24 protein-coding genes, 1 pseudogene and 1 other annotated feature are annotated in these 26,858 nt (G+C 30.2%); of the genes and pseudogenes, 21 read left to right on the plus strand and 4 right to left on the minus strand.

The annotated features are described in order from the left end of the window. The 12 genes from WAO56_RS03660 to WAO56_RS03715 all read left to right on the plus strand — a co-directional run. On the plus strand, positions 1 to 492 hold a 492-nt coding region (locus WAO56_RS03660), incomplete at its 5' end, for an IS30 family transposase (protein ID WP_422146274.1). A 129-nt stretch (positions 493 to 621) separates the two neighbouring features. Continuing rightward, positions 622 to 2,208, plus strand: coding sequence for a PucR family transcriptional regulator (locus WAO56_RS03665; RefSeq protein WP_422143389.1), 1,587 nt, complete (start codon positions 622 to 624; stop codon positions 2,206 to 2,208). Between the two features lie 328 nt (positions 2,209 to 2,536). Then, on the plus strand, positions 2,537 to 3,079 hold the full coding sequence (locus WAO56_RS03670) for an MOSC domain-containing protein (protein WP_422143463.1): 543 nt from the start codon (positions 2,537 to 2,539) through the stop codon (positions 3,077 to 3,079). Between the two features lie 210 nt (positions 3,080 to 3,289). Beyond that, complete coding sequence (locus tag WAO56_RS03675; RefSeq protein ID WP_422143390.1) at positions 3,290 to 4,123, plus strand: class I SAM-dependent methyltransferase; 834 nt, start codon at positions 3,290 to 3,292, stop codon at positions 4,121 to 4,123. A 79-nt stretch (positions 4,124 to 4,202) separates the two neighbouring features. Beyond that, on the plus strand, positions 4,203 to 4,736 hold the full coding sequence (locus WAO56_RS03680) for an RNA polymerase sigma factor (RefSeq protein ID WP_422143391.1): 534 nt from the start codon (positions 4,203 to 4,205) through the stop codon (positions 4,734 to 4,736). Beyond that, positions 4,726 to 5,496 carry a hypothetical protein gene (locus tag WAO56_RS03685; protein ID WP_422143392.1) on the plus strand — a complete coding sequence of 257 codons (771 nt, stop codon included), beginning with the start codon at positions 4,726 to 4,728 and terminating at the stop codon, positions 5,494 to 5,496. The genes WAO56_RS03680 and WAO56_RS03685 overlap by 11 nt, the downstream gene beginning before the upstream one ends. A gap of 10 nt (positions 5,497 to 5,506) precedes the next feature. Continuing rightward, a complete protein-coding gene (locus WAO56_RS03690; protein WP_422143393.1) occupies positions 5,507 to 6,388 on the plus strand; it encodes an ABC transporter ATP-binding protein in 882 nt (293 codons plus the stop codon). Beyond that, positions 6,381 to 7,598: an ABC transporter permease subunit gene (locus WAO56_RS03695; protein WP_422143394.1), complete on the plus strand. Its 1,218-nt coding sequence runs from the start codon at positions 6,381 to 6,383 to the stop codon at positions 7,596 to 7,598. The genes WAO56_RS03690 and WAO56_RS03695 overlap by 8 nt, the downstream gene beginning before the upstream one ends. Before the next feature lie 267 nt (positions 7,599 to 7,865). After that, a complete protein-coding gene (locus WAO56_RS03700) occupies positions 7,866 to 9,395 on the plus strand; it encodes a YifB family Mg chelatase-like AAA ATPase (protein ID WP_422143395.1) in 1,530 nt (509 codons plus the stop codon). A 131-nt stretch (positions 9,396 to 9,526) separates the two neighbouring features. Then, the gene (locus tag WAO56_RS03705) at positions 9,527 to 10,021 is read left to right on the plus strand and encodes a PTS sugar transporter subunit IIA (protein WP_422143396.1); all 495 of its coding nucleotides are present in this window, start codon (positions 9,527 to 9,529) and stop codon (positions 10,019 to 10,021) included. 4 nt (positions 10,022 to 10,025) lie between these two features. Beyond that, positions 10,026 to 10,976, plus strand: coding sequence for a D-2-hydroxyacid dehydrogenase (locus tag WAO56_RS03710; RefSeq protein ID WP_422143397.1), 951 nt, complete (start codon positions 10,026 to 10,028; stop codon positions 10,974 to 10,976). Continuing rightward, positions 10,977 to 11,669 carry an aspartate/glutamate racemase family protein gene (locus WAO56_RS03715; RefSeq protein ID WP_422143398.1) on the plus strand — a complete coding sequence of 231 codons (693 nt, stop codon included), beginning with the start codon at positions 10,977 to 10,979 and terminating at the stop codon, positions 11,667 to 11,669. A 57-nt stretch (positions 11,670 to 11,726) separates the two neighbouring features. Here the strand turns inward: WAO56_RS03715 and WAO56_RS03720 are convergent, their stop codons facing one another. Beyond that, positions 11,727 to 12,176, minus strand: a complete 450-nt coding sequence (locus tag WAO56_RS03720; RefSeq protein WP_422143399.1) for a GNAT family N-acetyltransferase — start codon at positions 12,174 to 12,176, stop codon at positions 11,727 to 11,729. Positions 12,177 to 12,427: 251 nt separating this feature from the next. Here WAO56_RS03720 and WAO56_RS03725 point away from each other — a divergent pair, with 251 nt between their 5' ends. From WAO56_RS03725 to WAO56_RS03745, 5 genes are all read left to right on the plus strand, one after another. Next, positions 12,428 to 12,967 (plus strand): QueT transporter family protein, encoded by a 540-nt coding sequence (locus WAO56_RS03725; protein WP_422143400.1) that lies wholly within the window; start codon positions 12,428 to 12,430, stop codon positions 12,965 to 12,967. A gap of 29 nt (positions 12,968 to 12,996) precedes the next feature. Continuing rightward, entirely contained in the window at positions 12,997 to 13,416 is a 420-nt protein-coding gene (locus WAO56_RS03730) for a PPC domain-containing DNA-binding protein (protein ID WP_422143401.1), read from the plus strand. Continuing rightward, complete coding sequence (locus tag WAO56_RS03735) at positions 13,416 to 14,129, plus strand: gamma-glutamyl-gamma-aminobutyrate hydrolase family protein (RefSeq protein ID WP_422143402.1); 714 nt, start codon at positions 13,416 to 13,418, stop codon at positions 14,127 to 14,129. The genes WAO56_RS03730 and WAO56_RS03735 overlap by 1 nt, the downstream gene beginning before the upstream one ends. Then, the gene (locus WAO56_RS03740) at positions 14,122 to 14,826 is read left to right on the plus strand and encodes a gamma-glutamyl-gamma-aminobutyrate hydrolase family protein (protein WP_422143403.1); all 705 of its coding nucleotides are present in this window, start codon (positions 14,122 to 14,124) and stop codon (positions 14,824 to 14,826) included. Before WAO56_RS03735 ends, WAO56_RS03740 begins: the two co-directional genes overlap by 8 nt. Before the next feature lie 136 nt (positions 14,827 to 14,962). Continuing rightward, positions 14,963 to 15,301 carry a carboxymuconolactone decarboxylase family protein gene (locus WAO56_RS03745; RefSeq protein WP_422143404.1) on the plus strand — a complete coding sequence of 113 codons (339 nt, stop codon included), beginning with the start codon at positions 14,963 to 14,965 and terminating at the stop codon, positions 15,299 to 15,301. A gap of 29 nt (positions 15,302 to 15,330) precedes the next feature. Here the strand turns inward: WAO56_RS03745 and WAO56_RS03750 are convergent, their stop codons facing one another. Then, the gene (locus tag WAO56_RS03750) at positions 15,331 to 16,593 is read right to left on the minus strand and encodes an O-acetylhomoserine aminocarboxypropyltransferase/cysteine synthase family protein (protein WP_422143405.1); all 1,263 of its coding nucleotides are present in this window, start codon (positions 16,591 to 16,593) and stop codon (positions 15,331 to 15,333) included. Between the two features lie 102 nt (positions 16,594 to 16,695). Further along, on the minus strand, positions 16,696 to 17,607 hold the full coding sequence (locus WAO56_RS03755) for a LysR family transcriptional regulator (RefSeq protein WP_422143406.1): 912 nt from the start codon (positions 17,605 to 17,607) through the stop codon (positions 16,696 to 16,698). 267 nt (positions 17,608 to 17,874) lie between these two features. Between WAO56_RS03755 and WAO56_RS03760 the strand changes: the two are divergent. After that, a pseudogene (locus WAO56_RS03760) lies at positions 17,875 to 18,273 on the plus strand (YjdF family protein). A gap of 57 nt (positions 18,274 to 18,330) precedes the next feature. Here WAO56_RS03760 and WAO56_RS03765 read toward each other — a convergent pair. Beyond that, positions 18,331 to 19,779: a tryptophanase gene (locus WAO56_RS03765; RefSeq protein WP_422143407.1), complete on the minus strand. Its 1,449-nt coding sequence runs from the start codon at positions 19,777 to 19,779 to the stop codon at positions 18,331 to 18,333. 102 nt (positions 19,780 to 19,881) lie between these two features. After that, positions 19,882 to 20,136, minus strand: a binding site (T-box leader). A 161-nt stretch (positions 20,137 to 20,297) separates the two neighbouring features. On the opposite strand from WAO56_RS03765, the gene WAO56_RS03770 reads away from it, so the two are divergent. From WAO56_RS03770 to WAO56_RS03780, 3 genes are all read left to right on the plus strand, one after another. Beyond that, positions 20,298 to 20,504, plus strand: coding sequence for a hypothetical protein (locus WAO56_RS03770; RefSeq protein ID WP_422143408.1), 207 nt, complete (start codon positions 20,298 to 20,300; stop codon positions 20,502 to 20,504). A 12-nt stretch (positions 20,505 to 20,516) separates the two neighbouring features. Further along, entirely contained in the window at positions 20,517 to 22,106 is a 1,590-nt protein-coding gene (locus tag WAO56_RS03775; RefSeq protein WP_422143409.1) for an ABC-F family ATP-binding cassette domain-containing protein, read from the plus strand. Between the two features lie 667 nt (positions 22,107 to 22,773). Next, entirely contained in the window at positions 22,774 to 26,676 is a 3,903-nt protein-coding gene (locus tag WAO56_RS03780) for a cell wall-binding repeat-containing protein (RefSeq protein WP_422146275.1), read from the plus strand. Positions 26,677 to 26,858 lie beyond the last annotated feature (182 nt).

Consider the following 26,858-nt stretch of genomic DNA (forward strand, 5'->3'; position numbering starts at 1 on the left):
CATGTAAAGAAACGCATAGAATTTGGACATTGGGAACTAGATACAGTTGTTTCTTCTAGAGGTAAAAGCAAAGGGTGTTTAGCAACATTCGCAGAGATGAAAACCAGATTCTATATCGCGATAAAAATGAAGGATAGAAGCAAAGACTCCATGATGAAAGCTATAGAACAACTGGTAAAGGCATTACCTAAAAAAGCATTTAAAAGTTTCACTTCTAATAAGGGAAAAGAATTTGCTTGTTATGAAAGTGTAGAAAATCAACTAGAAATAAATTTCTATTTTGCTGATCCATATAGTGCTTGGCAAAGAGGAACTAACGAGAATAGTAATGGACTATTAAGAGAATATTATCCAAAGAAAACAGATTTATCATCAATTGATGATAATAAATTAATAGAAGTTATATATGAGTTAAATACTAGACCGAGAAAATGTCTAGAATTTAACTCACCATTTGAAGCATTTTTATACGAATTAAATAATTATGAGTAGTGTTGCAATTATTATTGCAATTCAACTATTAAAAAAGTTATTGTTGGGAAAAATATGATAATATCATAATATAGGTAAAAGATATGAAAATCAAATTTTTAGTAATATTTTTATAGCAGGAGGTGAACTATGAAAATATCAGATATATTTAATTTTAAATGTTTAGAAGATGCGAAAATTGTAGCGGGAATTGAAAAGATAGATAATGAAGTGACCAGTGTAAGTGTTTTGGAAGTATCTAATGAAAAAATAAAAAATTGGGTACTTGAAGGTCAATTATATATAACATCATTTTATGCTATATCAACAAATGTAAAAATGCAGGAAACAGTAATTAAATCCCTTGTTGAGAAAAAATCATCAGGTTTGATATTATGCCATTTTAATATAATCATGAAAGATTTGAATTCTGAAATCATTAGTTTGTGCAATGAGCTTAAATTTCCACTTATTATAGCTGATAGTGAGGTTAGCTATATTGAAATAATGGAACCTATTATAAAAAAATTAGATACAAAAAGAAAATTTCCGAGTAGTATGGATAAAATTGTTTCAACTTTTATGGATGCAGTTAGTCAATTTAATGATTATTGGACTATTTTTAATTATATTGAGATAGTTCTAAATAATAAATTTATAGTTTTAGACAATAATAATGAAATTATTTATCCAAAGAAAGAACAATATATTGAGGATATCGTTGATAGTTTTCATTCAATAGTAAGTTCTAATTATGAAAAAGAATATGAGTTAGAAATAGGTAATGAAATATGGAAAAAAAATTATATATTTTCAAATAATAAAATTCATGGGGTAATCATTGGTAAATGTAATTCAGATGATGATTCTAAAATAATTAGACTATTAGCCAAATTATCCTCTTTAGTTTTAGAAAAAAAAGTAAAATATCAAAATTTAAGAAAAACTCAGTATAAAGCTTATATTAGTGATCTTTTAACATGGAATTTTCGTAGCAATCAAACTGCTATAAATAGGGGAAAGAATATAGGTTGGGATATAGATAAATCTAATCAATTTATGATTATAAATATTAATGACTTTCAAAATAATGATAAAAAACATATTCAAGATATTGAAAAAATTATAGATGAATTAATTATGCCAAAAATAAATTCGAAATTTGAAAAAAATATTTATTTAAATAATATTTACTTTTACAATGACATGATTATAAGTCTAATATCTAAAAAATTAGAAGGAAATAAAGATATTTTATTAGATATCATAGAAATAATAAAAAGCATTTTTGAAGAAAATTCAAGATTAGATATTTCTATTGGAATAAGTGACGTTTTTCTCAATGTTGAAGATATACCAAAAAGTTATAAAAAAGCTACATTATCCTATAAAATAGCAAGAAAGTTTAATGTTCCAGAAAAATACATTTTTTATGAGGATATAGAAAGTTATGAGAATCTAACTAGAAATATAGAAAATAAGGTGAAAAAAACATTAAAATCAGTAGATAAGGAATTACAACAAGAATATTATGATACAATAGAAGCTTTAATAATGAACGATTTAAACATAGATAAAGCCTCACAACAATTGTATTTACATAGAAACACAGTTTTATATAGGAAAAATAAAATAATAGAAATAATGGGATATGATATATTTAAAATGCCTTATTTGTTCAACACAATGTATTTTGTATTAGAAGATATCATTAAAAAAGATATAATGATAAATTAATCATCACTAATTATTGGAAATTATATTATACATCTAAAAATATAAATAAATTTAAGGACTATGTTTTTATAAAAATTGGGAAGTGATTTGGTTTTAACAATACACCTTTTTATTACAATATTTTCAGGATTTACTGCTCTCTGTAAAAGTTTTGGTGTTTCTCTATAATTTTATGAAAAAAATTTCTTTTCCAATGTTTTTGATTTCTTGATTCATAACAATACAAGCAAAACATTCGTAGTATATGTTAAAAAATACCACCATTTCCTTTTTGAAAAGAGTCAAATGTCTCACTTGTATTGGTAAATTTTAATAAGTTTTCTTAACTATATATGATATGTGTAAAGCAATGGATAGGGGAATGAGAATAGAAAATATGAGATTATTGGAAAAAGAAGGCGGAAAGTCTGGCCATTTTATAGCAGATAACAAAGAAGGAATAGTATTAGACGTTAATATTAGTGAAACTAAGGGAGTAATAAAGACTCCTATTGAAGTAGGAGAATTAAAAATAGACCATGGTCTTGTAGGCGATGCCCATGCAGGAGATTGGCATAGACAGGTTAGCTTATTAGCCGTTGAAAGTATAGACAAAATGAAGGCTATGGGACTACCGGATTTAAAAGATGGTGATTTTGCCGAAAATATTACAACAAAGGGTTTAGTTCTACATGAAATTCCAGTTGGTACTGTATTTACAATGGGAACAGCTGTTTTAGAAGTAACTCAAATTGGTAAAAAATGCCATTCAGGTTGTGCAATAAAGCAGAAAGTTGGAAATTGTATAATGCCAACAGAAGGAATATTTGCTAAGGTCCTAAAAGACGGACAAGTAAAAAAAGGGGATAAAATAAAAATAATAGAATTTTAATATATTATTTTATTAAAACCAAATTATGAAAGAAGTGATATAGTCCATTATATTATTATGAATAGCTGTTAATATATTGGAAAAGATAGATGAAATCAATTAAAAGGAAATACACAAGATTTTTTGTGTACCTATTTTGATTTTATTCTACTTATACTATTTCTTAAACCATAGAGTAAAATCTATGGTTTTTTTATTTAGGAGGATAAAATGTTAAAAAGCTTAAAAAATGAATTTAAAATACCAAAAGTATTTGAAGAAAGTGAGTATAATTTTTGGCTTGATGAATATATTTCAAAAAACTTATTAAAGGCTCACCTAAATCCAAATTATGAAGGAGCAAGTAGAAAATTTGAATTTATTAATAGTTCAGTAAATTGGATTTATAAAAAATTTCCTGTAGATAAATATAATAGGGTTTTAGATTTAGGCTGTGGGCCAGGGCTATATGCTGAAAGACTCTATAGTAAAGGGTATGAGATAACAGACATAGATTTTTCAAAAAGGTCAATAGAATATGCAAAACAAAGAGCTTTAAAGGAGAATTTCGATATAGAATACGAAAATTATAATTATTTGGATATGAACTATGAAAACATATTTGATTTAGCAATGCTTATATATTGTGATTATGGAGCCTTATCAAAGAATAAGAGAAAAAAATTATTGGAAAAAGTATTTGCCAGTTTGAAAAATAAAGGGAAATTAATAATGGATGTTTTTTCAATTAACAAATTTAACAAGTTCATAGAAAAGGATACTTGGGAGTATTCAAAGGGAAATAATTTCTGGACTAAAGATGAAAGTATTATACTAAATACCAATAAAAAATATGAAAATAATATTTCGTTAGAAAGAACAATAGTAATAACCGATGAAGAAATAAAGAAATATAGTATCTGGCATAAGTATTTTTCAATGGAGGATATATTTAATGAGGTAAAAAGTGTGGGTTTTAATAATATAGAAATCTTTCTGGATGTTTCTGGAAGAGAATATTGTGAAAAAGGTGATACTATAGCAATTATAGGTGAAAAATTATAAATATTTTTATTATTTAATCCTTTTATGTTTTTGATTCGTTATATATAGTAGAGGTACCTTTAACTAAGGAGATAAAAAATTGAACCGGGAAGATTATTTGTTAAAAGATTTAAGAAAAGGAAATATTAACGCTCTTGAAGAGTTAATAAAATTATATTATCCGGATATTTTACGCTATTGTATAAGTTATTTAGGAGATTTTCAAATAGCTGAAGACCTTACCCAAGAAACTTTTATTAAGGTTGTAAAGTATATGGATAAATACATTCATAAGAATAAATTTAGAGCCTTTGTATACAAAATTGCTAAAAATACATGTTTAGATTATTGGAGAAAGAAAAATAAAGAGCCTTTTATGGAAGAAATATCCTATGAAGAACCGTTTTACGAACCGGGATTTAGTGAATTTATAGCTAATGAAGATTTTAAATCCATTATAAAATTACTAAATGAAGAAGAAAGAGAAATTATAATTTTAAGGTTTGTTCATGAATTAAAAATTAGAGAAATAGCAAATATTTTAGATTTACCAATGCGAACAGTACAATCTAAAATTAGAAAGATTTTAAAAAGATTAAAAGAAGATTTAAAAGAGGAAGAATATGAAGAATAATTTTGAAAAAAAGATTAAAAAAAATTTAACAATAAATAATTTTAATATTTCTCAGCAACATGTAACAGAAACTATAGAAAAATCTAAAGAAGAATATTTAAGAAGTAAGAGCAAAGGGAGAATAGGTTTTTTAGACTTTTTGAAACTACAAATTAAGTATGTAGGAACCTATACTTGGTTAATTCAAGGGATATTTACAATACTTGCATATATGTTTATGAAGGTAATGTTAAACAATGCTAAAGAAAGTTTATATATAAGTAGAGGATTAATAATTTTATTAGTTAATATATCTTTAATAACTGCAGTAGGAAATATGTTCTTTATAGCATATTCACAAAAAAACAATATGATGGAACTTGAAAATTCTACCTATATGTCAATTTCCAAAATAATTGTCAGTAGGTTTATTATTTTAAGTTTAGGTAATCTGGTTACGTTTATATCTATATTGGTTCAATTAATTAGCAAAACAAACATTATTGTCTATTTTGGAATAGTATTACTTGTTTTTCCATATTTACTTATTTCATGTGGAAATAATCTGTTAATAAATATGTCAAAAAAAATTAGTAATAATATTCTTATAATATACAATCTAATAATTTTTATCTTACTGAATATTTTAATATATTTTATTACAAATTATATTTCTATAGTACGATTTTTAGGGTTTTTTACAATAATTTTAGGAATAATATATATTTTCCAAATAAGAAATATATATTTTGGAAATTTTAATACTGAAGAAACAGTTTAAAGGAGCAAGTATGGAATTAATTATAAATAAATTAAAAAAATATTTTAAGGATGTAAAAGCAGTAGATGATGTTAGCTTGAATTTAACTAAAGGCGTATGGGGGCTTTTAGGAGCTAATGGTGCAGGTAAAACCACTTTAATTAGAATGCTAGCAGGAGTTTCAACTCCGGATTCTGGACAGATTTATTACGACGGAATAGATATAGGTATTTTAAAAGAAAAATATAGGGACAAATTAGGTTACTTACCCCAACATTTTGGATACTATCCACATTTTAACGTAATTGATTATTTAGAGTATATTTCATCTTTAAAAGGGTTAAGTAAAAAGGAAAGTAAATTAAAAATAGATGAATTACTTTATAACCTTAGGTTGGAAGAAGTAAGAAAGAAGAAAATAAGTAAACTTTCCGGAGGAATGAAAAGAAGGGTTGGAATTGCACAGTCACTTTTAAATGAACCGGATATTTTAATTTTAGATGAACCGACAACAGGGTTAGACCCTGGCGAAAGAGTTCGTTTTAGAAAGATGATAACAGAATATGCCCAAAATAGAATTGTTTTAATATCTACCCATATAGTTTCAGATGTAGAAAATATTGCAGAAAAAAATGCTATTATGAAAAATGGGAAAATAATAAAAGTTGGAACAACAGAGGAATTAATTATAGACATGAAGGGAAAAGTTTGGGAAATGAAAATTCCAACAAAAAATTTAAATGTATATGAAAAATCTTTAAAAGTTGTAAATATAAGAAATGAGGAAAATGGAGAGGTTACCTTACGATATATTTCAGAAAATGAAACCATGGAAAATGCAAGGGAAGTATATCCAAGGTTAGAGGATTTATATCTTTATCTTTTTGATGAAAAGAGGGACATAGATGATTAGAATAATAGGACTTGAATTAAAAAAACTTTTAAAGAATAGGTTAAATTGGATATTAATACTTGTTCCTATATTGATTTCCATAATGTTATCTTCTTTTGCAATAGATGATAGCTATATAGAATATCCAAATGGAGAAAGTGCATTTAGCAGTTTATCAAGTGAGGAAATAGTAAATAAAATTGAAGAATCAAATAGAAATATACCTAAGAATATTACATCTGATGTAATAAGGGAGGCTTTTGAAAAATATCATAAAATTTTAGAAGATTATAGTGGTAAGGAAGAAAACATTCCAAATAATGTATATTTAGAAAATATTTATCCCATTGAAAAAATATTAAAACTAGTTCAAAGTATACATATTGAAAAAGGAGAATATAGGGACTTAGATGATATTTCCTTTGAAGAAGCAGAAAACTTTTATGAAAATAGGAAAAAACAACTAAACAAATTGCATTTAGAAGAATATAGTGAAAAATCTTCAATATATAATAAAATTATGGACTTAAACAGAAAGGTGGAAGAGCCATTTTATTATGAATATGGATTTTCAAAGTTAGAGTTTTTAACAATTATTATTATAGTGGCGACTTTATCGAGTATAGTAATTTCTACACCTGTTTTTTCAAACGAATATGAAACAGGTTCCGATGAAATACTTCGTTCAACTAAAAATGGGAAAAGAAAGCTAGTAATTGGGAAAATCTTAAGTACATTATCTATTAATCTTTTTATGTTTGTATGTTCAATATTGTTATTTTTAATTATTGTTAATAGTAGATATGATTGGCAAGGGTTAAATACTTCTGTCCAGATGATTGTTGGAGGTTTGAATTATAGTCCCTTGAGAGTTTTAGATATTCAAATAATCACAATTGTAATAGGTATACTTACAGTTACAGCAACTAGCTTAATGAGTTTATACATTTCATCAAGAAACAAGTATTCCATGAAGGCTTTGCTAGTAGGGCTTGTTATAGGAGTGGGGGAGATATTTTTAGGAAATACAACAGGAATATTACCTACTTGGATAAAGTATTTACTACCTGTAAGTGGAATGTATTTTGTTTACGATGTAGTTGACAGTAAATTTATTGAGTTAGGACCAATGGCATTACACACCCCCTATGTAATTATAGCGGTGGCAATAATAAGTATATTAGTTTTTCCAGTATTAACTATTAAAAATTATAATAGATATGAAAATTAGAATAATTTTTTAAAAGAGTTGATAAGTAATTAAAGATAGACGAAAACGTTGATAGAAAAGCGGAATAATGTATTATGTAGACAATAATAATAAAATATTTCATGGTAGTTATTGTAAATAATGCAAGTTAAACCTATTTATATGTAAAAATACAATTGATGTGTGCTTTTACGTATAAATAGGTTTTTATATTTATTTTTCTAAAATAAAACAAGTTAAATTTGATATACTAGTACTATATATTAAATTAATTATTTGAGGTATTTTATGTATTCAAAAATAATGACTTGTGTTTTAGAAGGACTACAAGGTTATGCTATTGAAGTTGAGGCAGATATTGCAAGGGGACTTCAAGCCTTTAATATTGTAGGACTTCCTGACATTTCCATAAAAGAATCTAAGGAAAGGGTACGCTCAGCTATTACTAATTCCGGCTACACCTTTCCAATTGGAAGAATAACTATTAATTTAGCTCCTGCTAATTTAAAAAAAGAAGGCTCTCAACTGGATATTTCCATCGCCGTTGCTATTTTAACGGCTTTTGGTGTGATTTATAATATTCCTAGTAGGGATATTGCCTTTATTGGTGAATTGTCTTTAGATGGAAGAATTATGAGTATACAAGGTGCTCTACCTATGGCTATTTCTCTAAAGGAGTTAGGCTTTGAAAAGGTCATAGTACCTGATGACAATAGGGAAGAATGTTCTTTAGTTAAGGGAATTGAAATTATTCCTGTAAAAACTTTAAAGGATTTAGTGGCTTATTTAAACAATGAGTTAAAAATAGAAAATTACAATGACGAAATCTTTAATTTAGGCAATGTAAATCCAAGTTATCATGTGGATTTTAGTGAAATAAAAGGCCAGGAAAAATTAAAACGGGCAATGGAAATTGCTGCAGCAGGTGAACATAATTTAATTATGATAGGTCCACCTGGTGCAGGAAAGACTATGGCAGCTATGAGATTGCCAACTATTTTACCTCCCTTGAACTTTGAAGAGGCAATTGAATGTACTAAAATATATTCAGTTAGTGGTAATTTAAAGGAAAATAAACTGATTATGGAAAGACCTTTTAGGGCGCCACATCATAGTAGTTCATCTGTTGCCATTATTGGTGGTGGAAGAATTCCAATGCCGGGGGAAATTTCTTTAGCCCATAACGGAGCTTTGTTTTTAGATGAGTTACCTGAATTTAATAAAAGTACTATTGAAGTTTTAAGACAGCCCTTAGAGGAAAAAACAATAACTATTTCAAGGGCTAATGCAACTTTAACCTATCCTGCTAATTTTATATTTATAGCCGGCATGAATCCATGTCCCTGTGGATACTATGGGGATGAAAGCCATGAATGTAATTGTAGTCTACCACAAATACAAAAGTACCTAGCTAAGGTTAGTAGGCCTATTCTTGATAGAATTGATATACATATAGAAGTTGAGCCAGTAAAGTTAGAAGAACTAACTTCCAATGAAGAAACGGAAAATTCTGAAAATATAAGAAACAGAGTTGTTAATGCCAGAAATATTCAGGCTAAAAGATATAGGAAAGAAAGAATAAAAACCAATGGGCAAATGAATAATAGGCTTATTAAGAAATATATTAAATTAGACAATGAATTAAATATTATTTTAGAAAAGGCCTATGACAAATATAAATTTTCTGCAAGAACTATTAATAAAATCTTGAAACTAAGTAGGACTATTGCAGATTTAGATAATAAAGACAATATTACTGCTAATCATTTACTGGAAGCTATTCGATATAGAACAGTAGACAGTAAATATTGGGGATAATTTATATTTTAATTAATAAACGAATATACTTACAAAAACAGGGAATATTATAATAAAGTATATTAATAGTAAGATAAATATATAAAAAATATTCAATAAAAAATTATTAAATGAAGATAAAGGAGAAAACTATGTTTAAAAAATTATTTAAAAAAGACAAGGAAACAAAAAATGGAGAAATTTTTGCAATTCAATCAGGGGAAGTTGTAGCTGTAACAGAAGTACCAGATGCTATGTTTGCACAAAAAATACTAGGTGATGGAGTAGGACTTATTCCAGAAGAAGGTAGTATTTACAGTCCTGTGTCAGGTACAGTTGATGTTGTAGCTAATACTTCCCATGCTGTTGGAATTAAAACCAATGACGGCCTAGATGTTTTAGTTCATATTGGTTTAGAAACAGTAGGACTGGAAGGAAAAGGCTTCGATGTAAAAGTTAAAGTTGGAGATAAGGTAAAGGCTGGGGACCTATTAGTTGATGTAGATTTAAACCTTTTAAAGGAAAAGGGTTTTGAAATTATAACTCCAATAATAATTACAAATATGGACGATATTAAGGAGCTTAAAACAAATACTGGAAAGGCAACAGCAAAAGAAACAGTAGTTATAGAATATACTAGAAATTAAGAAAATGAATATAGTAATATTAGATGGATACCTAGTAAATCCAGGAGATTTAAGCTGGTCAAATATTGAAGAATTGGGAAATCTAACAGTATATGACAGAACGCCAAAAGAACTTGTAGCAGAGAGAATAAAAGATGCAAATATACTTTTAATTAACAATACCTTTGTAGAAAAGGATTCAATAAAGCAAGCTGAAAACTTGAAATATATTTCCATGTTAGCAACAGGATTTGACAATGTTGACATAGAGGAATGTAAAAAAAGAGGAATTGAAGTTTCCAATATTCCTTCCTATGGAACAGAAACAGTAGCTCAATTTACCTTTGCACTTTTACTTGAATTATGTAACCATGTAAAAATACAAAGTGACTCAGTTTTAAAGGGAGAATGGACCAATAATGACAAGTATGGTTATTGGTTAAAAGAACAGTATGAACTATATGGGAAAACAATAGGAATTATAGGCTATGGGAAAATAGGTAGGAAAGTTGGGGAAATAGCTAAGGCTTTTGGAATGAAAGTATTAGCCTATAGAGGTGAAAATAAAACAAAGAAATATGAAGAGGAGGTTTCCTTAGATTATTTATTGGAAAATTCTGATATTATTTCCCTTCACTCAAGTTTAAATGGAGACAATAAAGGAATTATAAATAAGGACACTATAGCTAAAATGAAAAAGGGAGTAAAAATCATAAATGTAGCTAGAGGTGGATTAATAGTAGAAGAGGATTTAAAGGATGCTTTAAATTCCGGCTATATTTCCGGAGCAGGACTAGATGTAGTTTCAGAAGAACCTATAAAGGAAAATAACCCATTGTTAAAAGCTAAAAATATTATTATTACCTCCCATATTGCCTGGACAACAAAGGAAGCAAGACAAAGAATTATAGACATGGCGACAGAAAATATAAAATCATTTTTAAAAGGAAATACTATAAATGTGGTGAACAAATAAATGAAAACTATCGGATTAATTGGCGGAATGAGCTGGGAAAGTACAAGCTTGTACTATGAAATAATAAATAAGGTAGTTTCTGAAAAACTAGGAGGACTCCATTCTGCAAAAATCATACTTTATTCTGTGGATTTTGCTGAAATTGAAGAACTTCAAAGAAAAGGTCAATGGAGTAAGTCTGCAGAAATATTAGCTGATATCGCCATGAAATTAGAAAGAGCAGGGGCAGATTTTATATTAATCTCTACTAATACTATGCATAAAGTAGCTGACCAAGTTCAAGAAAAAATAAATATTCCAATTTTGCATATTGCTGAAGCTACTGCCAAAGAGTTAAAAGAAAACAAGATAGGTAAAGTATTATTACTTGGTACAAAATACACTATGACAGAAGATTTCTACAAGGGTAAGTTAGAAGCAGAAGGTATAGATGTAGTTGTTCCAAATGAGGAAGATATTGAAATAGTTAATGAAATAATTTTCTCGGAATTATGTTTAGGGAAAATTAATGAAAAATCAAGGGAAAAATACATTAACATAATTAATTCCTCTAAGAAAAAAGGAGTTCAAGGTGTAATATTAGGCTGTACTGAAATTGGACTATTAATAAAACAAAAGGATTTAGAGCTTCCTGTTTTTGATACAACAATAATACATTGTCAGCAGGCAGCTAACTATGCAATAATGAAATAAAAATATAGGAAAGTGCATTCAAATATGGTTTTGAGTGCACTTTTTAATTTCTACAAGCTATCCTTTTTTTACATATAAATTATCAATATTTAAGTTTTTGTCCCTGTAATATAGGTCTTTTCTTGGATGGTATCCTAAATTATCCCAGAACTTATTTCCAACAATATTATCGCAAAAAGCTACTAAGGCAACTCCATTAATGCTTTTTGCCTTTAAAACATCTTCAAGATGTTTTATCATTTGACGTCCTATAGCCCTGCCTTTAACCTTTTCGGAAACAGCAACATGGTATAAATATGCTCTTTTTCCATCAAAGCCACAGAGAACAGTTCCTTCAACTCTACCGTCTTCCTCATATACAATAGACAGTTCAGGATTGTATTCTAGAAAGAATTTAATACCTTCAAAAGTGTCATCTAACCCTCTTAAGCCCATTCCTGGAGTATTTTGCCAAAGAGTCGAAGCTTCAAAATAATCTTCAATAGTCATAGATCTAATAAAACCCAAAAAAATCACCTCATTACAATAGTTAAGGAAAATTATATAAATTATATCATAGAAAAGTTGAATATATAAATATATTATGTTATATTTTATTGGCGTAAAGTGTTTCTTGGCACCCACTTTAAAAATCAAGATGTAATAGGGAGTCTATTCGTCTTTTGGCAAGTAGATTCCCTATTGTTTTTATTAGATTAAGGTCTAAATATCTTTATTCTGGATGTCATAAACATAATTCTATTAAGAGAAGGTGTTTTATGAGAAAAAAATTTAATTCAAAATTTATTGTTCGACAAGGGGTAATTGCTGCCTTATATGTTTTAATGACAGTAGTACCTCCACTATCTAATCTTTCCTATGGACCAATACAACTTAGGTTATCGGAAGCCTTAACCTTGCTGGCTTTCTTTAACGGAGAGTATATTTGGGGTTTAACTATTGGCTGTTTTTTTGCAAATATATTTAGTCCCTTTGGTGTATTGGATATTATAGTAGGAACCTTAGCTTCCTTTCTTGCAGCATATTTCATGAGTAAATGTAAGAATATTTGGCTTTCCAGTATTGTTCCAGCAATTGCAAATATTTTAGTTGGAATTCAACTATACTTTATTGGAGTATCTAAAACTGGAGTTTTAATTGTAACAGGTCAAATAATGATATCTGAAATAATTGTAGTGTCATTAATAGGAGTTCCAATTTTTAAAATGTTAATTAAAAACAAGGTTTTAGTAGAATATTTAAAACTAAATACCAAGAATAAAAATTTAACAATAAATTTCAAAAAAATGGGTAAATAAATTTAAGAGGATTTTAATTGGAGGCTATTATGAAAACTATAAATTTAAAAAGCCATTTAATTATAAGGTTGGAAAAGGGAGAAGAAATAGTTTCTAGTATAGTTAAGGCCTGTGAAGAAAATAATATTAAACTTGGAGTATTAACAGGTATAGGGGCTATGAGCTATGTTGAAGTAGGCTATTTTGATACCGATAAAAAAGAATATTTTTCTAATGAATATAAGGGACATTTGGAAATTCTTTCTTTAATGGGAAATATTACTAGAAAAGATGAAAAAGTATATCTTCATCCCCATATTACTTTTGCTAATGAAGAAAATTCAGCAAAAGGTGGTCATTTAAATAAGGGTATTATTTCAGCAACAGGTGAAATAATAATACAGGTAATAGATGGTAGAGTTAATAGATACTTTAGTGAAGAAATAGGATTAAATTTAATGGAGTTGTAATGAAAAAATATAAAATAGGAATAGTAGGGGGAGTAAATAGGGGGAGTTTTGCAAATCTTTTATATACAAAGGAGTCCTATATAAAGACAATAGTAGAAAATAAGCAGACCCCAATAATACTACCAGTTACTAAGGACAAGGATGTTATTGAATCGTTAATAAAAAAGCTAGATGGATTAATCCTTCAAGGAGGAGTAAATATTTACCCTTTTCATTATGGGGAAAATCCTAAAACAGATAAATTAGAATTTGACCTAGAAAGGGACTACTCGGAGTTTGCCTACTTGGAAACGGCTTTAAAATACAAAAAGCCAGTACTGGGAGTTTCTAGAGGATGTCAACTGATTAATGTGTTTTTTGGAGGAAGTCTAATACAAAACATTAGTAGGGAAATATCAGACTCTATTTATCATATTGGAAAAGACTACTCTGAAACTAGACACTATATTAATTTAAGAGACGGTAGTAAGCTAATGGAAGCCTATAAGACAAATAGGACTGTTGTAGTTTCATCCCATACTCAAGGAATTAATACTTTGGGAAAAGATTTAGTAGTTTCTGCTAAGGCTGATGATGGTGTTGTAGAAGCTATTGAATATACAGGCAACAGTTATTTAGTAGGAGTACAATTTAATATAGACAGAATGTTAAATGAGGAAAGTAAACTATTGTTTAGTCAATTTATAGAAAGTGTAGGTATTCAAAATGAATAAGTTTATAGGAATACCATGTTGGTTGGAAAATAGAGGGAAATATGTAAGTCATGAAATTAATAATAATTTTTCTAAAATGGTACTTGATTCAGGAGGAATTCCAATAATTATTCCCCAGGTTTATGACAAGTCTTTTTTAGATGAATATATTAACATGATAGATGCCTTAATCCTAGTTGGAGGTTCTGACATTTCACCTTATCTTTACAAGGAAGGGCCAAATAGGTACTTAGAAAGTACCAGTCCAATAAGAGATGAAGTTGAAATATATTTATTAGAAAAAGCTGTTGAAAGAAAAATTCCCATATTTGGAATTTGTAGAGGAATGCAATTAATTAATATATTTTTTGGTGGAAATTTGTATCAGGACATTTATTCCCAACGGGAAGATGTTTACAACCATAGCGATAGGGAAAATAGAAGTATTATTTACTACCATGATATAGAAATAAAAGAAAATAGTAGATTATATGATATTTTTGGTCCGTCACTAGTTGTTAACACCTTTCACCATCAAGCCATAAAGAAAGTGGCAAAGAACTTTAAGGTTACAGCAACTGCCGATGATGGAATAATAGAGGCAATAGAATATGAAAAAGATAATTTTATTATGGGGATTCAATTCCATCCAGAATTTCCAGAACATAATAAAAATTTCTACAAACTTTTTGATTATTTTATAGGAAATATAAAGTAGGCTTAGATAAAGTCTACTTTTTTTGATATAATTACTTATACAGGAATATAATAAATATATAAATATACTAATAAATTATACATATAGTTAATTAGAGAATTTATAGTTTATTATAATAAAACATAAGGAGGAAAAAATGAGCTTTAGTGAAAAAAGAAAAGCAGGAGAAGCAAACACTGCATTACTAGGAAAAAATTCCCCAGAGGTAATGGGAGGATTTGCAGAGTTACATAAGAAAATTATGGGAACAACAGCAATATCTGTTAAGGAAAAAGAATTAATAGCCTTAGGTATAGCAATAGCTATAAGATGTGAAGGATGTATTTTAGCCCATGTAAATGCTGCGAAAAAAGCAGGTGTAACCTTAGAAGAAATATACGGAGTAATAGAAGTAGCAATATTAATGAGTGGTGGACCAGGAACAGCTTATGGTGGAATAGCAGCAGCTTATGCAGAAGAGGTTTATAAAGAATAAATAAAACAGGAGATTTTTATCTCCTGTTTTTAAATTGCATTTAAAGCTTGCTCAATATCCTCAATAATATCGTCTATATTTTCCAGTCCAACGGAAAAACGTACCATGCCACCTTCAATACCGGCAGCAATAAGTTGCTCATCTGTTAATTGACGGTGGGTTTCACTGGCAGGATGAAGTACACATGTACGAATATCAGCAACATGAACTTCATTTGAAGCTAGTTTTAAAGCATCCATAAACTTAATTGCATTTTCCCTTCCACCTTTTATATTTAGGGAAATAACACCGCTAGCTCCCTTTAAATATTTTTTGGCTAGTTCATAATTTTCATCATTTTCTAAACCAGGATAGGTTACAGATTCTATTTTATCGGATTTTTCAAAATATTTTGCTACAGCTGTTGCATTTTCACAGTATTGTTTCATTCTTATTGCCAAGGTTTCTAAACCTAAATTAAGTAAAAATGCAGAATGGGCAGCAGGGTAACAACCAAAGTCCCTCATTAATTGCATTCTTGCCTTAACAATATAGGCAGCCTTACCATAGCTTTCAACATAGGAAATTCCATGGTATGACTCATCCGGTTCAACAAGTTCCGGAAACTTGCCATTAGTCCAGTCGAAATTACCACTATCTACAATTACTCCACCAACTTGTACAGCATGGCCGTCCATATATTTTGTAGTAGAGTGAATTACAATATCGGCACCATGTTCAAAGGGTTTACATAAAACAGGAGTTGCAAAAGTGTTATCTACAATTAAAGGAACTCCATTATTATGGGCAATTTTAGAAAATTTTTCAAAATCTAAAACAGATAGTGCAGGGTTTGCAATAGTTTCTCCGAAAACCGCCTTGGTATTTTCCTTAAAGGCCTTGTTAATTTCCTCTTCAGAAGCGTTTTTGTCAACATAGATACATTCAATTCCCAATTTTTTTAAAGTATAGGAAAAAAGATTTACAGTACCACCGTAAATTTCTGTTAAACTAATAAAACTATCTCCTGCATTACATATATTTAAAATCGATAAAAGAGTAGCAGCCTGTCCTGATGTTGTACACATAGCACCAACACCACCTTCAAGTTCTGCAATTTTTTCTTCTACAGCCATAACAGTAGGGTTGGCAAATCTAGAATAAATTAAAGACTTAGTAGGTTCGTCAAAAACAGAAGCTACTTCTTCAGTTGAATCATAGACATAGGTTGTACTTTGAACAATAGGAAGAACCCTAGGTTCAGAGTTTTTAGGTGTATAGCCTGAATGCAGGCATTTAGTTTCATCTCTCATTAATAATCCTCCAAATAATTGAATTTAAACCATTGTATCATAAAGAAAAGCTATAGTATAAGATAGATTAATTATACCGTGATATAGGTATAGGCTATAAGTTTAACTGTTAAATCCCTTAGAGTAATCAAGTAGAATATCGTAAAACTTCTTACCTATTTCCGATAAAACTACATCTTTATGGACAATTGTACCTACTTGAATTTTTTCGTCTGCCTTAACAGGAACAGAAATAATATCGCCACCGTGTAAATATTCTGGAAAAACTCCGGAGGAATAGGTGTAGGCATCTAAACCTATCATAAAATTAACAACAGCAGCACGGTCACTTACACGAATACTTTTCTTTACAGGTAGGTAGCTAAAAACCTCCTCAGAATAATAAAATGAATTATACATTCCCTGGTTAAAGGAAATTTTAGGATAATCATCTAATTCGGAAATTTCTATAATATCCTTACTTGCTAAAGGATGTTTTTTTGAAAGGAAAACATGGGGTTTAGCAGTAAAAAGTTCCTTGAAAATTAAATTGTTTTCCGACAACATCTTCCTAATAACAGCTTCATTATAATTAGAAAGGTAAATTATACCTATTTCACTGTACATTGTTTTAACATGTTCAATAACTTCATAGGTTGTAGTTTCATTTAAAGTGAAATCATACTCTTCATTAGAATAGTCCTTAACTAAGTCAACAAAGGCATTTGCTACAAAAAGATAATGCTGAGAAGAAGCAGCGAATCTTTGTTTTTTTACAGTTCCCTTAATAAACTTTGCCTCTAAAAGGTCAGCTTGGGTTAAAACCTGTTGTGCATAGCCTAAAAATTCAGTTCCCTTATTTGTAAGAACAACACCTCTATTATTTCTAATAAAAATTGCAAACTGTAATTCCTTTTCCAATTCCTTAATTGCATTTGAAAGACTTGGCTGGGAAATAAAGAGTTCCTTAGCAGCCTCATTAATAGAGCCTTTTTCTGCAACCTTAACTATGTATTTTAATTGTTGTAAAGTCATATAGCACCTCATTAAATTGATATATTTATTATAGCATAAAACTATATAGCTGTAAGCTAAATTTATAAATAATATATGATACAAATACCCTTATTTGTAAATTGCTATTTAATAATATATAATTAAAAAATAAAAATATTTGCAAAATTAAAAACACAGTTGGTTGCTAGTCCGAACACAGTAAACTGTCAGTAACCTGCCTTCTCGGTTGTCCATTTTTTGCTTAAAAAAGAGAGGGGTTTTGTTGTGCAAAAAATAAGTGTAAAAATGACAGTTTGTTTTGAAAATCCATTTTGGATAGGTGTTTTTGAAGAAATAGTAGATGGAAATATAAGAATTGGCAAAATAGTTTTTGGAGCTGAGCCTAAAGATTATGAAATTTATGAATTTTTAAATAAAAATTGGAAAAATCTAAAATTAAGTAATGAAACAAAAATTCAAAATAGTGGAAAGAAAATTACTAATCCTAAAAGATTACAAGGTTTAATAAAAAAGTAAGTTCAAAATAAATATTTAGGAACTAAATCTCAACAACTACTTAAAAAACAAGAAGAAGAAAGAAAAGAGCAAATCAAAAAGGAAAAGAAAGTTAAGAAAGAAATTGAAAGTCAAAGGAAATATAGGAAAAAAAGATTAAGAAAAAAGGAAAAACACAAGGGAAGATAAATCAAAACCAAGAGCAATTTACTCTTGGTTTTTGTTTGCTACAGGAAATATATATTTTTATAGACTATTAGGAAAATCTTCCCTAAATTTTCTAGCTAGTTTTTCCGGCCAGTCAGAAGTAGCCTCTAATTTTCCTATAAAGAATCTTAGGGTTTTAGGCTCGTCAACAAATCTTAGTCCACCAATTAAGTCACGGTTTTTGTATAACCAAACTATTCTGTCAATAGCGTATTTAACTTGTGACAGGGTAAATACCCTTCTAGGCATTGCTAGACGAACTAATTCCATTTCAGAAAGTTGCTCAGAACCATCAGGATTTCTTTGTTCAGACAGAGTACCTCTCTCCATTCCTCTAATTCCACCGGCAATGTAAATTGCTGCAGCTAAGGCACCAGCTGGGTATTCCTCTTGTGGAATATGTGCTACAAATTCACCGGCGTTAATATGACAGCCTAAACCACCAGCAGGTGTAACAACTGGCACACCGTGTTTTTGTAATTCATCACTCATATACTTAATAAATTCTGGTCCTTGTGAAATTACGTCCATATCCATTGTTTCATCTAAACCAACGACAATAGCTTCCATTTCCCTTACAGACATTCCACCATAGGTTAAAAATCCTTCAAATAAAGGTATAAGTTCTCTCATTTCCTTTAAGTTTTCTTCAGAGCGTATGCAAATTCCACCACCACGGGCAAAACCTAACTTACGGGCAGAAAAATAAACTATATCCATTAAGTCGGAAAGTTCCCTTGTAATTTCCTTAATAGTCATGTCCTTACAAGCTTCTTCCCTTGTTTTTATAAAGTAAAGATTATCCTGTAATAAACTTGCGTCTAAAACAGTCATAATTCCAAACTCCTTAGCAAGTCCACACACTTCCCTAGCATTTTCCAGTGAGAAAGGTTGACCACCAATTAAATTAGTACCTGCCTCTAAACGTATAAAAGGAATATTATCTGCTCCAACTTCTTCAATTAACTTACGAAGTCTAACAGTGTCAAAATTTCCCTTAAAAGGATAATCTGAATTTATTTTTAAACCTTCCTCTATAACCAACTCTTCAACCCTACCTCCAAGTCTAGTTATATGAGCCTTAGGAGTAGTAAAATGGAAATTCATAGGAATAACGGAACCTTCCTTAACAAAGGCCTCAGCTAAAATATTTTCACAAGCACGTCCTTGGTGGGCAGGTAGAAAATACTCCATTCCAAAAATTTCCCTTACTTTATTTTCCAGTCTTGTAAAAGTTTCACTACCAGCGTAACTATCATCTGCCACCATCATAGCTGCTTGTTGTCTGTCACTCATTGCATTAACACCACTGTCAGTAAGCATATCCATAAAAACATCTTTATTTTGCAACATAAAAGTATTAAAGCCTGCTTTTTCCATAGCTTCCTTACGGTATTCAACAGCTGGTAAATTAAGTTTTTGTACAATACGTACCTTATGCATTTCCAGTGGTATATTCTCTCCAGTAAAAAATTCGATATTTGCCATTTCTAATCCTCCTAAAATTAATAAAGCTTTTAAAATATAATAGTAAGTGGTGTAGGGTTTAAGTATTTAAGAAAAATAAAAAAACACCCATCCTCTTTGGTGAAAGAGGACGAGTGTATAACCCGTGTTACCACCTCAATTTGTTAAGTCCTTGCGAAATTAACCTTTTCGGGTGCAATATGAAAAACATATGACATCCTATTACTGTAACGGGTAAGCCCGTCTCAACCTACTCATACTATTTTTCGATGAGAAGCTACAAGATGTATTCATTTTAATATTTTACATTACCTTACACCAACTGGTAACTCTCTTAAGTAAAATAAAAAAACTACTTATTCTTGTAATAGCCACGATATTTTATTACGTTAAAGCATATCACAAATAAAGTATATAGTCAATTAATTACTAGGAAAAGAATAGTCCTAAAAAAGAAGGGATTATTGTGTATTTTCATATTGATTTAAACAAATAAAGAGTATATATTATAGTGTAGACTAAAAACAAAGAGGAATACTATGGTTAATAATGTATTAATAAAAATAATTCAAATACTACTTTTAATAATTGGCTTAATATTAGTGGGATTTTTGTTTTATAATATATTTTTTGTACAACTAACAATACAATCACGTATATTAAAAACAATTCTTGCAATATTAGGACTTGCTATTTGGGTTAGATTTTTGGTGTATATAATTAGAAAATTCAAGAAATATTTTTAGAGGGGAAAAAATTTGATAAATATAACAGATTTAAGTTTAAGTTTTCAAGGACAAAAATTATTTGATGATGTTAACTTAACATTTTCAAAAGGAAATTGCTATGGGGTAATAGGAGCAAATGGAGCAGGTAAATCCACCTTTTTACGAATCCTACAAGGAGAATTAGAACCTGACACAGGAACTGTAGCAATAGATAAAAATGAAAGAATGTCGGTTTTAGAACAGGACCATAACCAGTTTGACGACGAAAAAATTCTAGATGTAGTAATATCTGGCAATCCAAGACTAATAGAAATAATGCATTTAAAAGACGAGCTATATGCAAAACCAGACTTTAATGAAGAAGATGGAATAAAGGTAGCAGAACTAGAAGAAGAATTTTTGGAAATGGATGGCTGGGAGGCAGAGTCAGAAGCAGCCACTATTTTACAAGGCCTTAATATAGATGTAGACAAACATAATAAATTTGTAAGGGAATTAACAGGTAAAGAAAAAGTAAGGGTCCTATTAGCGAAAGCCTTATTTGGAAAACCAGACATACTTTTACTAGACGAGCCTACAAATGATTTAGATATTAAGTCTATATTATGGTTGGAAAATTTCTTAATTGACTATGAAGGAATGGTTATAGTAGTTTCCCATGACAGATACTTTTTAAATAATGTCTGTACCCATATGGTAGATATAGATTTTAGGAAAATAAAAATATTTGTGGGAAATTATGATTTTTGGTATGAGTCCAGCCAGTTAATGTCTAAACTAATAAAAGAACAAAACAAGAAAAAAGAAGAGAAAATAAAGGAACTACAGAACTTTATTCAACGTTTCTCTGCCAATAAATCAAAGTCAAAACAAGCAACATCAAGAAAAAAACTACTGGATAAAATTCAAATAGAGGACTTACAACCATCAACAAGAAGGTATCCCTTTGTAGGTTTTGAAATGGAAAGGGAAGCAGGAAACCAAATTCTAGAAGTAAATGAAATATCTAAAACTATAGATGGAAGTAAAGTTTTAGACAAGGTTAGTTTTAGGGTGAATAAAGATGAAAAAATAGCCTTTATAGGAAATGAAATATCGGTAACAACCTTATTTAAAATACTCGTAGGAGAACTAGAGCCAGATGAAGGTAGTTACAAGTGGGGGCAAACTATTACAAAATCCTATTTTCCAAGGGATAATAGCTCCTATTTTGACAAGACCGGCTTAAACCTAATAGATTGGTTAAGGCAATTTTCAGTAGAGCAGTCAGAAATTTATATAAGAGGGTTCTTAGGAAGAATGTTATTTTCAGGAGATGACGCATTAAAACCGGCAGATAAATTATCTGGTGGAGAAAAAGTCAGAATGATGCTATCTAAAATGATGATGTTCGGCTCAAATGTCTTATTATTTGACCAACCAACAAACCATCTAGACCTAGAATCTATAATTGCCCTTAACAATGGTCTAAAGGCCTTTAAGGGAAATATCCTATTTACTTCCCATGACACTGAATTTATAAACAGTATAGCCAATAGAATAATTCAGCTAGATGAAAAAATAATTGAAGACAGAAATATGACTTACGAAGAATTTATAGAAAGGTTTATAGAAAAATAATATTCTATACTATAGAAGGAAATAAAAATATTTTAAAACACGATTTAGAAAGTAAGAAGGGAAAAATTTTCCTTCTTTTTTTAATATTTACTAATTTTCGAAATAAAATATAAAAACAGGAATAGTCTTTATCCCTACTTCCATATAATATTTGCTAATTTCCTTAAATTCATGTAAGGAAATAAGAGCAATAGCTTATTTTTTAACCTTTATGTAGTGTATATCTTATACCATGTAATTCTTTATCATCAGCAAATACCCTTTCTATTGTTTCTTTTCTCCTGCCATATTTTTTCACTTTTCTATACATTCTTCCCAAATGTGCCTATCTACAACTTTTTGATTATTTTTACTTTCCCTGTATTTCTCTATATATTTGCAGTTTTTACAATCTTTAGGATTGCTTTTATATTATCAATATCCATATCTGTTAGTAGTAATATATTTTAATATTTTAAAGGCTGTTGGCATTTCATTGTCAAGGGCCTAAAAGAAGGAGTAATTTATTCCTTCTTTTTTTGTCTAGAAATATATTATTCATAATATGCAAACAAGAACAAAAAAAACATTGTCTTGTCAGTAAAAAACAGGAGGGTGATTTGACAAATTAGAAAGAAAATAAATGAAAAAACTAATTAATAAAATAAAAAAATAAATGGAGGTTAAAATGAATAGTAAGAAAAGTGGAATATATTTTTCACAGGCTTTTAAAAGCTTTATTTCTTTTCTTCTAATACTTTCAATGGTAATAACGCCAGGACTATTACCAACAGTAAGTAAGGCAGAAGAAAAAGAAGAAACAGAGGTAGCTGAAAATCAAAAACCTGATTATTTAACAGCAGAAGATTTACTTAAAAGGTATGAAGATGCAACAGGAGGATTAGAGCAAACACAGGACTATAACTTTGACTATAGTAAAGAAGCTCCAACATATGGACAACTTTCAGATGTTAAGTTTACTCAAGTTGCATTAGGAAAGTTAGGGGGCTATGCCTTAGACTCTAGTGGAAAAGTTTGGTCTTGGGGATACAATCTTTCTGGTAGAGCAGGAATAGGTAAAAAAGTAGGAGAACAAATGTATCTTGGTGGAATGATGCAAATTCCATATTTTATAGATAATAATATAAAAGTAACTAAAATAGCAGCAGGCTATGAAACAGGGTACGCTCTTGATGATAAAGGCAATGTTTACGCTTGGGGACGTGGTTCTGAAGGGCAAATGGGAGATGGAGTTGTCAGAGAAGTAAACACTACTCCAGTAATTGTTCCAATACCAGTGGAAGATGGTGAAAAAGTAATAGATATTGAAGCAGCTGTGGCTAATCAAGCTCATCATGCAGTTGCTATTACTAATAAGAATAAGGTTTGGTTCTGGGGGCATGGTACAGGTGGAAGAATACCAGGAGGACAAACTGCTACAAAACCAACTGAAGTTAAGATGCCTTTTCCAGAGGGAGTAAAAGTAAATAAGGTTATTCCAGGACATAACTTCACCATTGCTCTTGCAAATGATGGAACAGTATGGTCGATGGGACATAATGACCAAGGTCAGTTAGGTCAAGGAGATATAAAAAACAGATATGGTAAATTTGAAAAGATTAAAGAACTATCTAATATTGATCAAATAGATGTAACCTATAAAGTTGTTGTTGCAAAAGATAAAGATGGAAATGTATATGAATGGGGATATCTTCCAACAGGAGCCAATGGTGCTGCTTTCAGTGGACAATTATCTCCTAGAATTGTGGAAATAAATCAAGCAGAAATTGAGAAGGTATATAAACCTATACCACAAAAGGTATATGCTGGAGAACATACAAATTATTTTATAGACCAAAAAGGAAGAACTTGGACTTGGGGTACAGGCTATTATTATGGATTTGCTAGAGAAGGAGGCTATGTTGATGCCACAACTAAACACGCTAGCAAAGAGGCTGTTTTGTATCCTAAAATAATAGGTGATGGAGATACTCAGATAAATGATACAAGTGCAAAATTCCCTAAGTATGTAACAGAAACAAATAGTAAAGTTGCTGGTACTAAGCTTGGTTATGGTCACAACACACTTCATCCAACAGCTTGGGATGAAGCATATATGTTAAAAGATGATACGGGAAATGTACTAGATAATGATGGCAATCAATTAGAATATAAAAATGGATATTACTATAAAAAGGGAACAACTGAAAAAGGAATGCCTGCAATTGATCCTAATGAAACTTGGATTAGTCTTACATTTAAAGAGCCAAGTAAGATGGAAAGTATATCAGTAGAAAGATCATCAACAGTGTTTCTAGATGCAGATGGAAATATCTTTAAAGCATCTGTTGATGGATCAGGAACTATTGCCTGGGGTTGGGATTACAACGACAAATACTTCACATATGATAAATATTCAAATAATGAAAAAGTTGGATTAGCAAATTCATATGTACATGAACTTGTATTTATGAGAGGTTTACCAACATCAGCACCAGCACCAAAGTTAGATGTATCTAAGAAAGCCTATATCAATGATGCAACAGAAGCAGTAAAAGAAAAAACGGTAGTAAAACTTGGCGATACGATTAAGTATGTCATTTCTGTGAAGAATACGGGAAATGCTGACTTTACTGGATTGAGCATAGAAGATAGTATTGACCCTGCAAACTTTAAAGAGGGTACGTTGGTAGCAACAGGAACTCCAGAAGGCGTTACTTTTGTCGATGGAAAATTAGCAGGAAACTTTAACTTAGCACAAGGCGAATCCCTAGAAATCACCATCACAGGAGTCGTAAAATCTGAAGGAGTTGCAGCGAATACAAACTTACAAAACACAGTGACAATCAAAGATGGAGAAGATGAAACTCCTGGAAAGACACCAGATCTTCCAGTAGAATCCACTCCAGGCTTAAGCGTAAGTAAAGAAGCCTATATCAATGATGCAACAGAAGCAGTAAAAGAAAAAACGGTAGTAAAACTTGGCGATACGATTAAGTATGTCATTTCTGTGAAGAACACGGGAAATGCTGACTTTACTGGATTGAGCATAGAAGATAGTATTGACCCTGCAAACTTTAAAGAGGGTACGTTGGTAGCAACAGGAACTCCAGAAGGCGTTACTTTTGTCGATGGAAAACTAGCAGGAAACTTTAACTTAGCACAAGGCGAATCCCTAGAAATCACCATCACAGGAGTCGTAAAATCTGAAGGTGTAGCTAGCGGAACAAGCTTGAAGAACGTTGTAAAAGTGACTCCAGAAGGTGGAGAAGAAATACCAGGAGAAACACCAGAAATTATAGTAGAAGTACCAGGACATACAAAAGTAGATTCAAAATCAGAAGTAAAACCAGGGGAAGAATTCGACTATATAATCACTGTAAAAAATACAACTAGCGAAACAAAAGAAGACATTGTGGTAACAGACAAGATAGATGACAACTTAACCATTGTAGGAACAACTCCGCAAGGAACAGTTAATGGACAAAACGTTGAGTTTGTAATTGCAAGTCTAGAACCTGGAGCAGATACAGAATTAAGAATTACTGTAAAAGTAAATGATGATGTAGCGGTAGGAACGAAACTTGAAAACGTGGCAGTTGTAGGAGGAGAAGATGTACCAGTAATAGACCCTCCAGTGGTAATAGATCCAACAGAACCAACGGAACCAACAGAACCAACGGATCCAGGTAGACCAACACCAACAATTAAGGAAATAACCTTAGTAGGTGGTAGAGCTACCTTAACTGAAAGAGTGGAAAGTCAATTAATGGACTTTGTACAATACAGACTATCTGGTAAGGACCGTTATGGTACATCAGTAGATGTAGCAAAAGAATATAGCAAATCCAATATAGTATTACTAGCAAGTGGAGAAAAATACACAGATGAATTAACAGCAACAGTACTTGCAAATAAACTAGGTGCACCAATAATGTTAACAAGAAAAGATGCAATTCCAGCAGAAGTGAAAGCTGAAATTAACAGACTTGGAGCAACTAAGGTAATATTAATAGGTGGAAATGCTTCTATATCTGAAAAGGTAGAAAAAGAACTAGCTAACTACACTGTAGAAAGAATTGGTGGACCAGACAGATACGATACAGCAATTCTTGTAGGAAACCAAGTAAGAGCTTTAACAGCTAGTAAGACAGAAGCAATATTAGTAGATGGAACAAACTTCCCAGATGCAATAGCAATGACATCTATGGGTGTAGAGCAAGATGTGCCAATCCTATTAACAAAACCAGGACAATTACCAGCAAGTACAGCAAAAACAATAGAGGACTGGAAGTTGACTAAGGTAACAATAGGTGGAGGAAGTAAGTCAGTATCAGGAGCAGTAGAAAAAGAAGTTAGAAAATTTGTTGAAGTAAATAGAATAGCCGGTGCTGACAGGTACGAAACATCTGTACTAGTAGCAGAACAAGTATATGTAAAACCAAAACATGCAGTAATAGCAAGTGGAGAAGTATTCCCAGACGCTATAGTTGGAGCACCATATGCAGCTAAGAAGGGTTATCCATTAGTATTATCTAGAGGAAACAATGTTCCAGATGTTGTTATGGACTATGTATTTGGTAACAGATAATTTAATATTAATTTTAAATAGCAATGACTCTATTTTGAGTCATTGCTATTTTTATTGGTTCTATAATTTATGGTATTGGTGAAGGAAAATGAAAATCTTCTCCAACACCATTTTATTTAAAAAAAGAGACATAACAACCATTTTCCGATACAATAAATTCACTACAAAATACCAATCGGAGG

The sequence above is a fragment of the Miniphocaeibacter sp. genome (genome assembly GCF_049276255.1).
In the GTDB taxonomy this organism is placed as follows: Bacteria; Bacillota; Clostridia; order Tissierellales; family Peptoniphilaceae; genus Miniphocaeibacter.

Excerpts from the sequence above, each read along its gene's own strand:
- WAO56_RS03665 (WP_422143389.1), top strand. The coding sequence starts at position 622 with ATGAAAATATCAGATATATTTAATTTTAAATGTTTAGAAGATGCGAAA.
- WAO56_RS03675 (WP_422143390.1), top strand. The coding sequence starts at position 3,290 with ATGTTAAAAAGCTTAAAAAATGAATTTAAAATACCAAAAGTATTTGAA.
- WAO56_RS03685 (WP_422143392.1), top strand. The coding sequence starts at position 4,726 with ATGAAGAATAATTTTGAAAAAAAGATTAAAAAAAATTTAACAATAAAT.
- WAO56_RS03690 (WP_422143393.1), top strand. The coding sequence starts at position 5,507 with ATGGAATTAATTATAAATAAATTAAAAAAATATTTTAAGGATGTAAAA.
- WAO56_RS03695 (WP_422143394.1), top strand. The coding sequence starts at position 6,381 with ATGATTAGAATAATAGGACTTGAATTAAAAAAACTTTTAAAGAATAGG.
- WAO56_RS03700 (WP_422143395.1), top strand. The coding sequence starts at position 7,866 with ATGTATTCAAAAATAATGACTTGTGTTTTAGAAGGACTACAAGGTTAT.
- WAO56_RS03705 (WP_422143396.1), top strand. The coding sequence starts at position 9,527 with ATGTTTAAAAAATTATTTAAAAAAGACAAGGAAACAAAAAATGGAGAA.
- WAO56_RS03710 (WP_422143397.1), top strand. The coding sequence starts at position 10,026 with ATGAATATAGTAATATTAGATGGATACCTAGTAAATCCAGGAGATTTA.
- WAO56_RS03715 (WP_422143398.1), top strand. The coding sequence starts at position 10,977 with ATGAAAACTATCGGATTAATTGGCGGAATGAGCTGGGAAAGTACAAGC.
- WAO56_RS03725 (WP_422143400.1), top strand. The coding sequence starts at position 12,428 with ATGAGAAAAAAATTTAATTCAAAATTTATTGTTCGACAAGGGGTAATT.
- WAO56_RS03730 (WP_422143401.1), top strand. The coding sequence starts at position 12,997 with ATGAAAACTATAAATTTAAAAAGCCATTTAATTATAAGGTTGGAAAAG.
- WAO56_RS03735 (WP_422143402.1), top strand. The coding sequence starts at position 13,416 with ATGAAAAAATATAAAATAGGAATAGTAGGGGGAGTAAATAGGGGGAGT.
- WAO56_RS03740 (WP_422143403.1), top strand. The coding sequence starts at position 14,122 with ATGAATAAGTTTATAGGAATACCATGTTGGTTGGAAAATAGAGGGAAA.
- WAO56_RS03745 (WP_422143404.1), top strand. The coding sequence starts at position 14,963 with ATGAGCTTTAGTGAAAAAAGAAAAGCAGGAGAAGCAAACACTGCATTA.
- WAO56_RS03750 (WP_422143405.1), bottom strand. The coding sequence starts at position 16,593 with ATGAGAGATGAAACTAAATGCCTGCATTCAGGCTATACACCTAAAAAC.
- WAO56_RS03755 (WP_422143406.1), bottom strand. The coding sequence starts at position 17,607 with ATGACTTTACAACAATTAAAATACATAGTTAAGGTTGCAGAAAAAGGC.
- WAO56_RS03765 (WP_422143407.1), bottom strand. The coding sequence starts at position 19,779 with ATGGCAAATATCGAATTTTTTACTGGAGAGAATATACCACTGGAAATG.
- WAO56_RS03770 (WP_422143408.1), top strand. The coding sequence starts at position 20,298 with ATGGTTAATAATGTATTAATAAAAATAATTCAAATACTACTTTTAATA.
- WAO56_RS03780 (WP_422146275.1), top strand. The coding sequence starts at position 22,774 with ATGAATAGTAAGAAAAGTGGAATATATTTTTCACAGGCTTTTAAAAGC.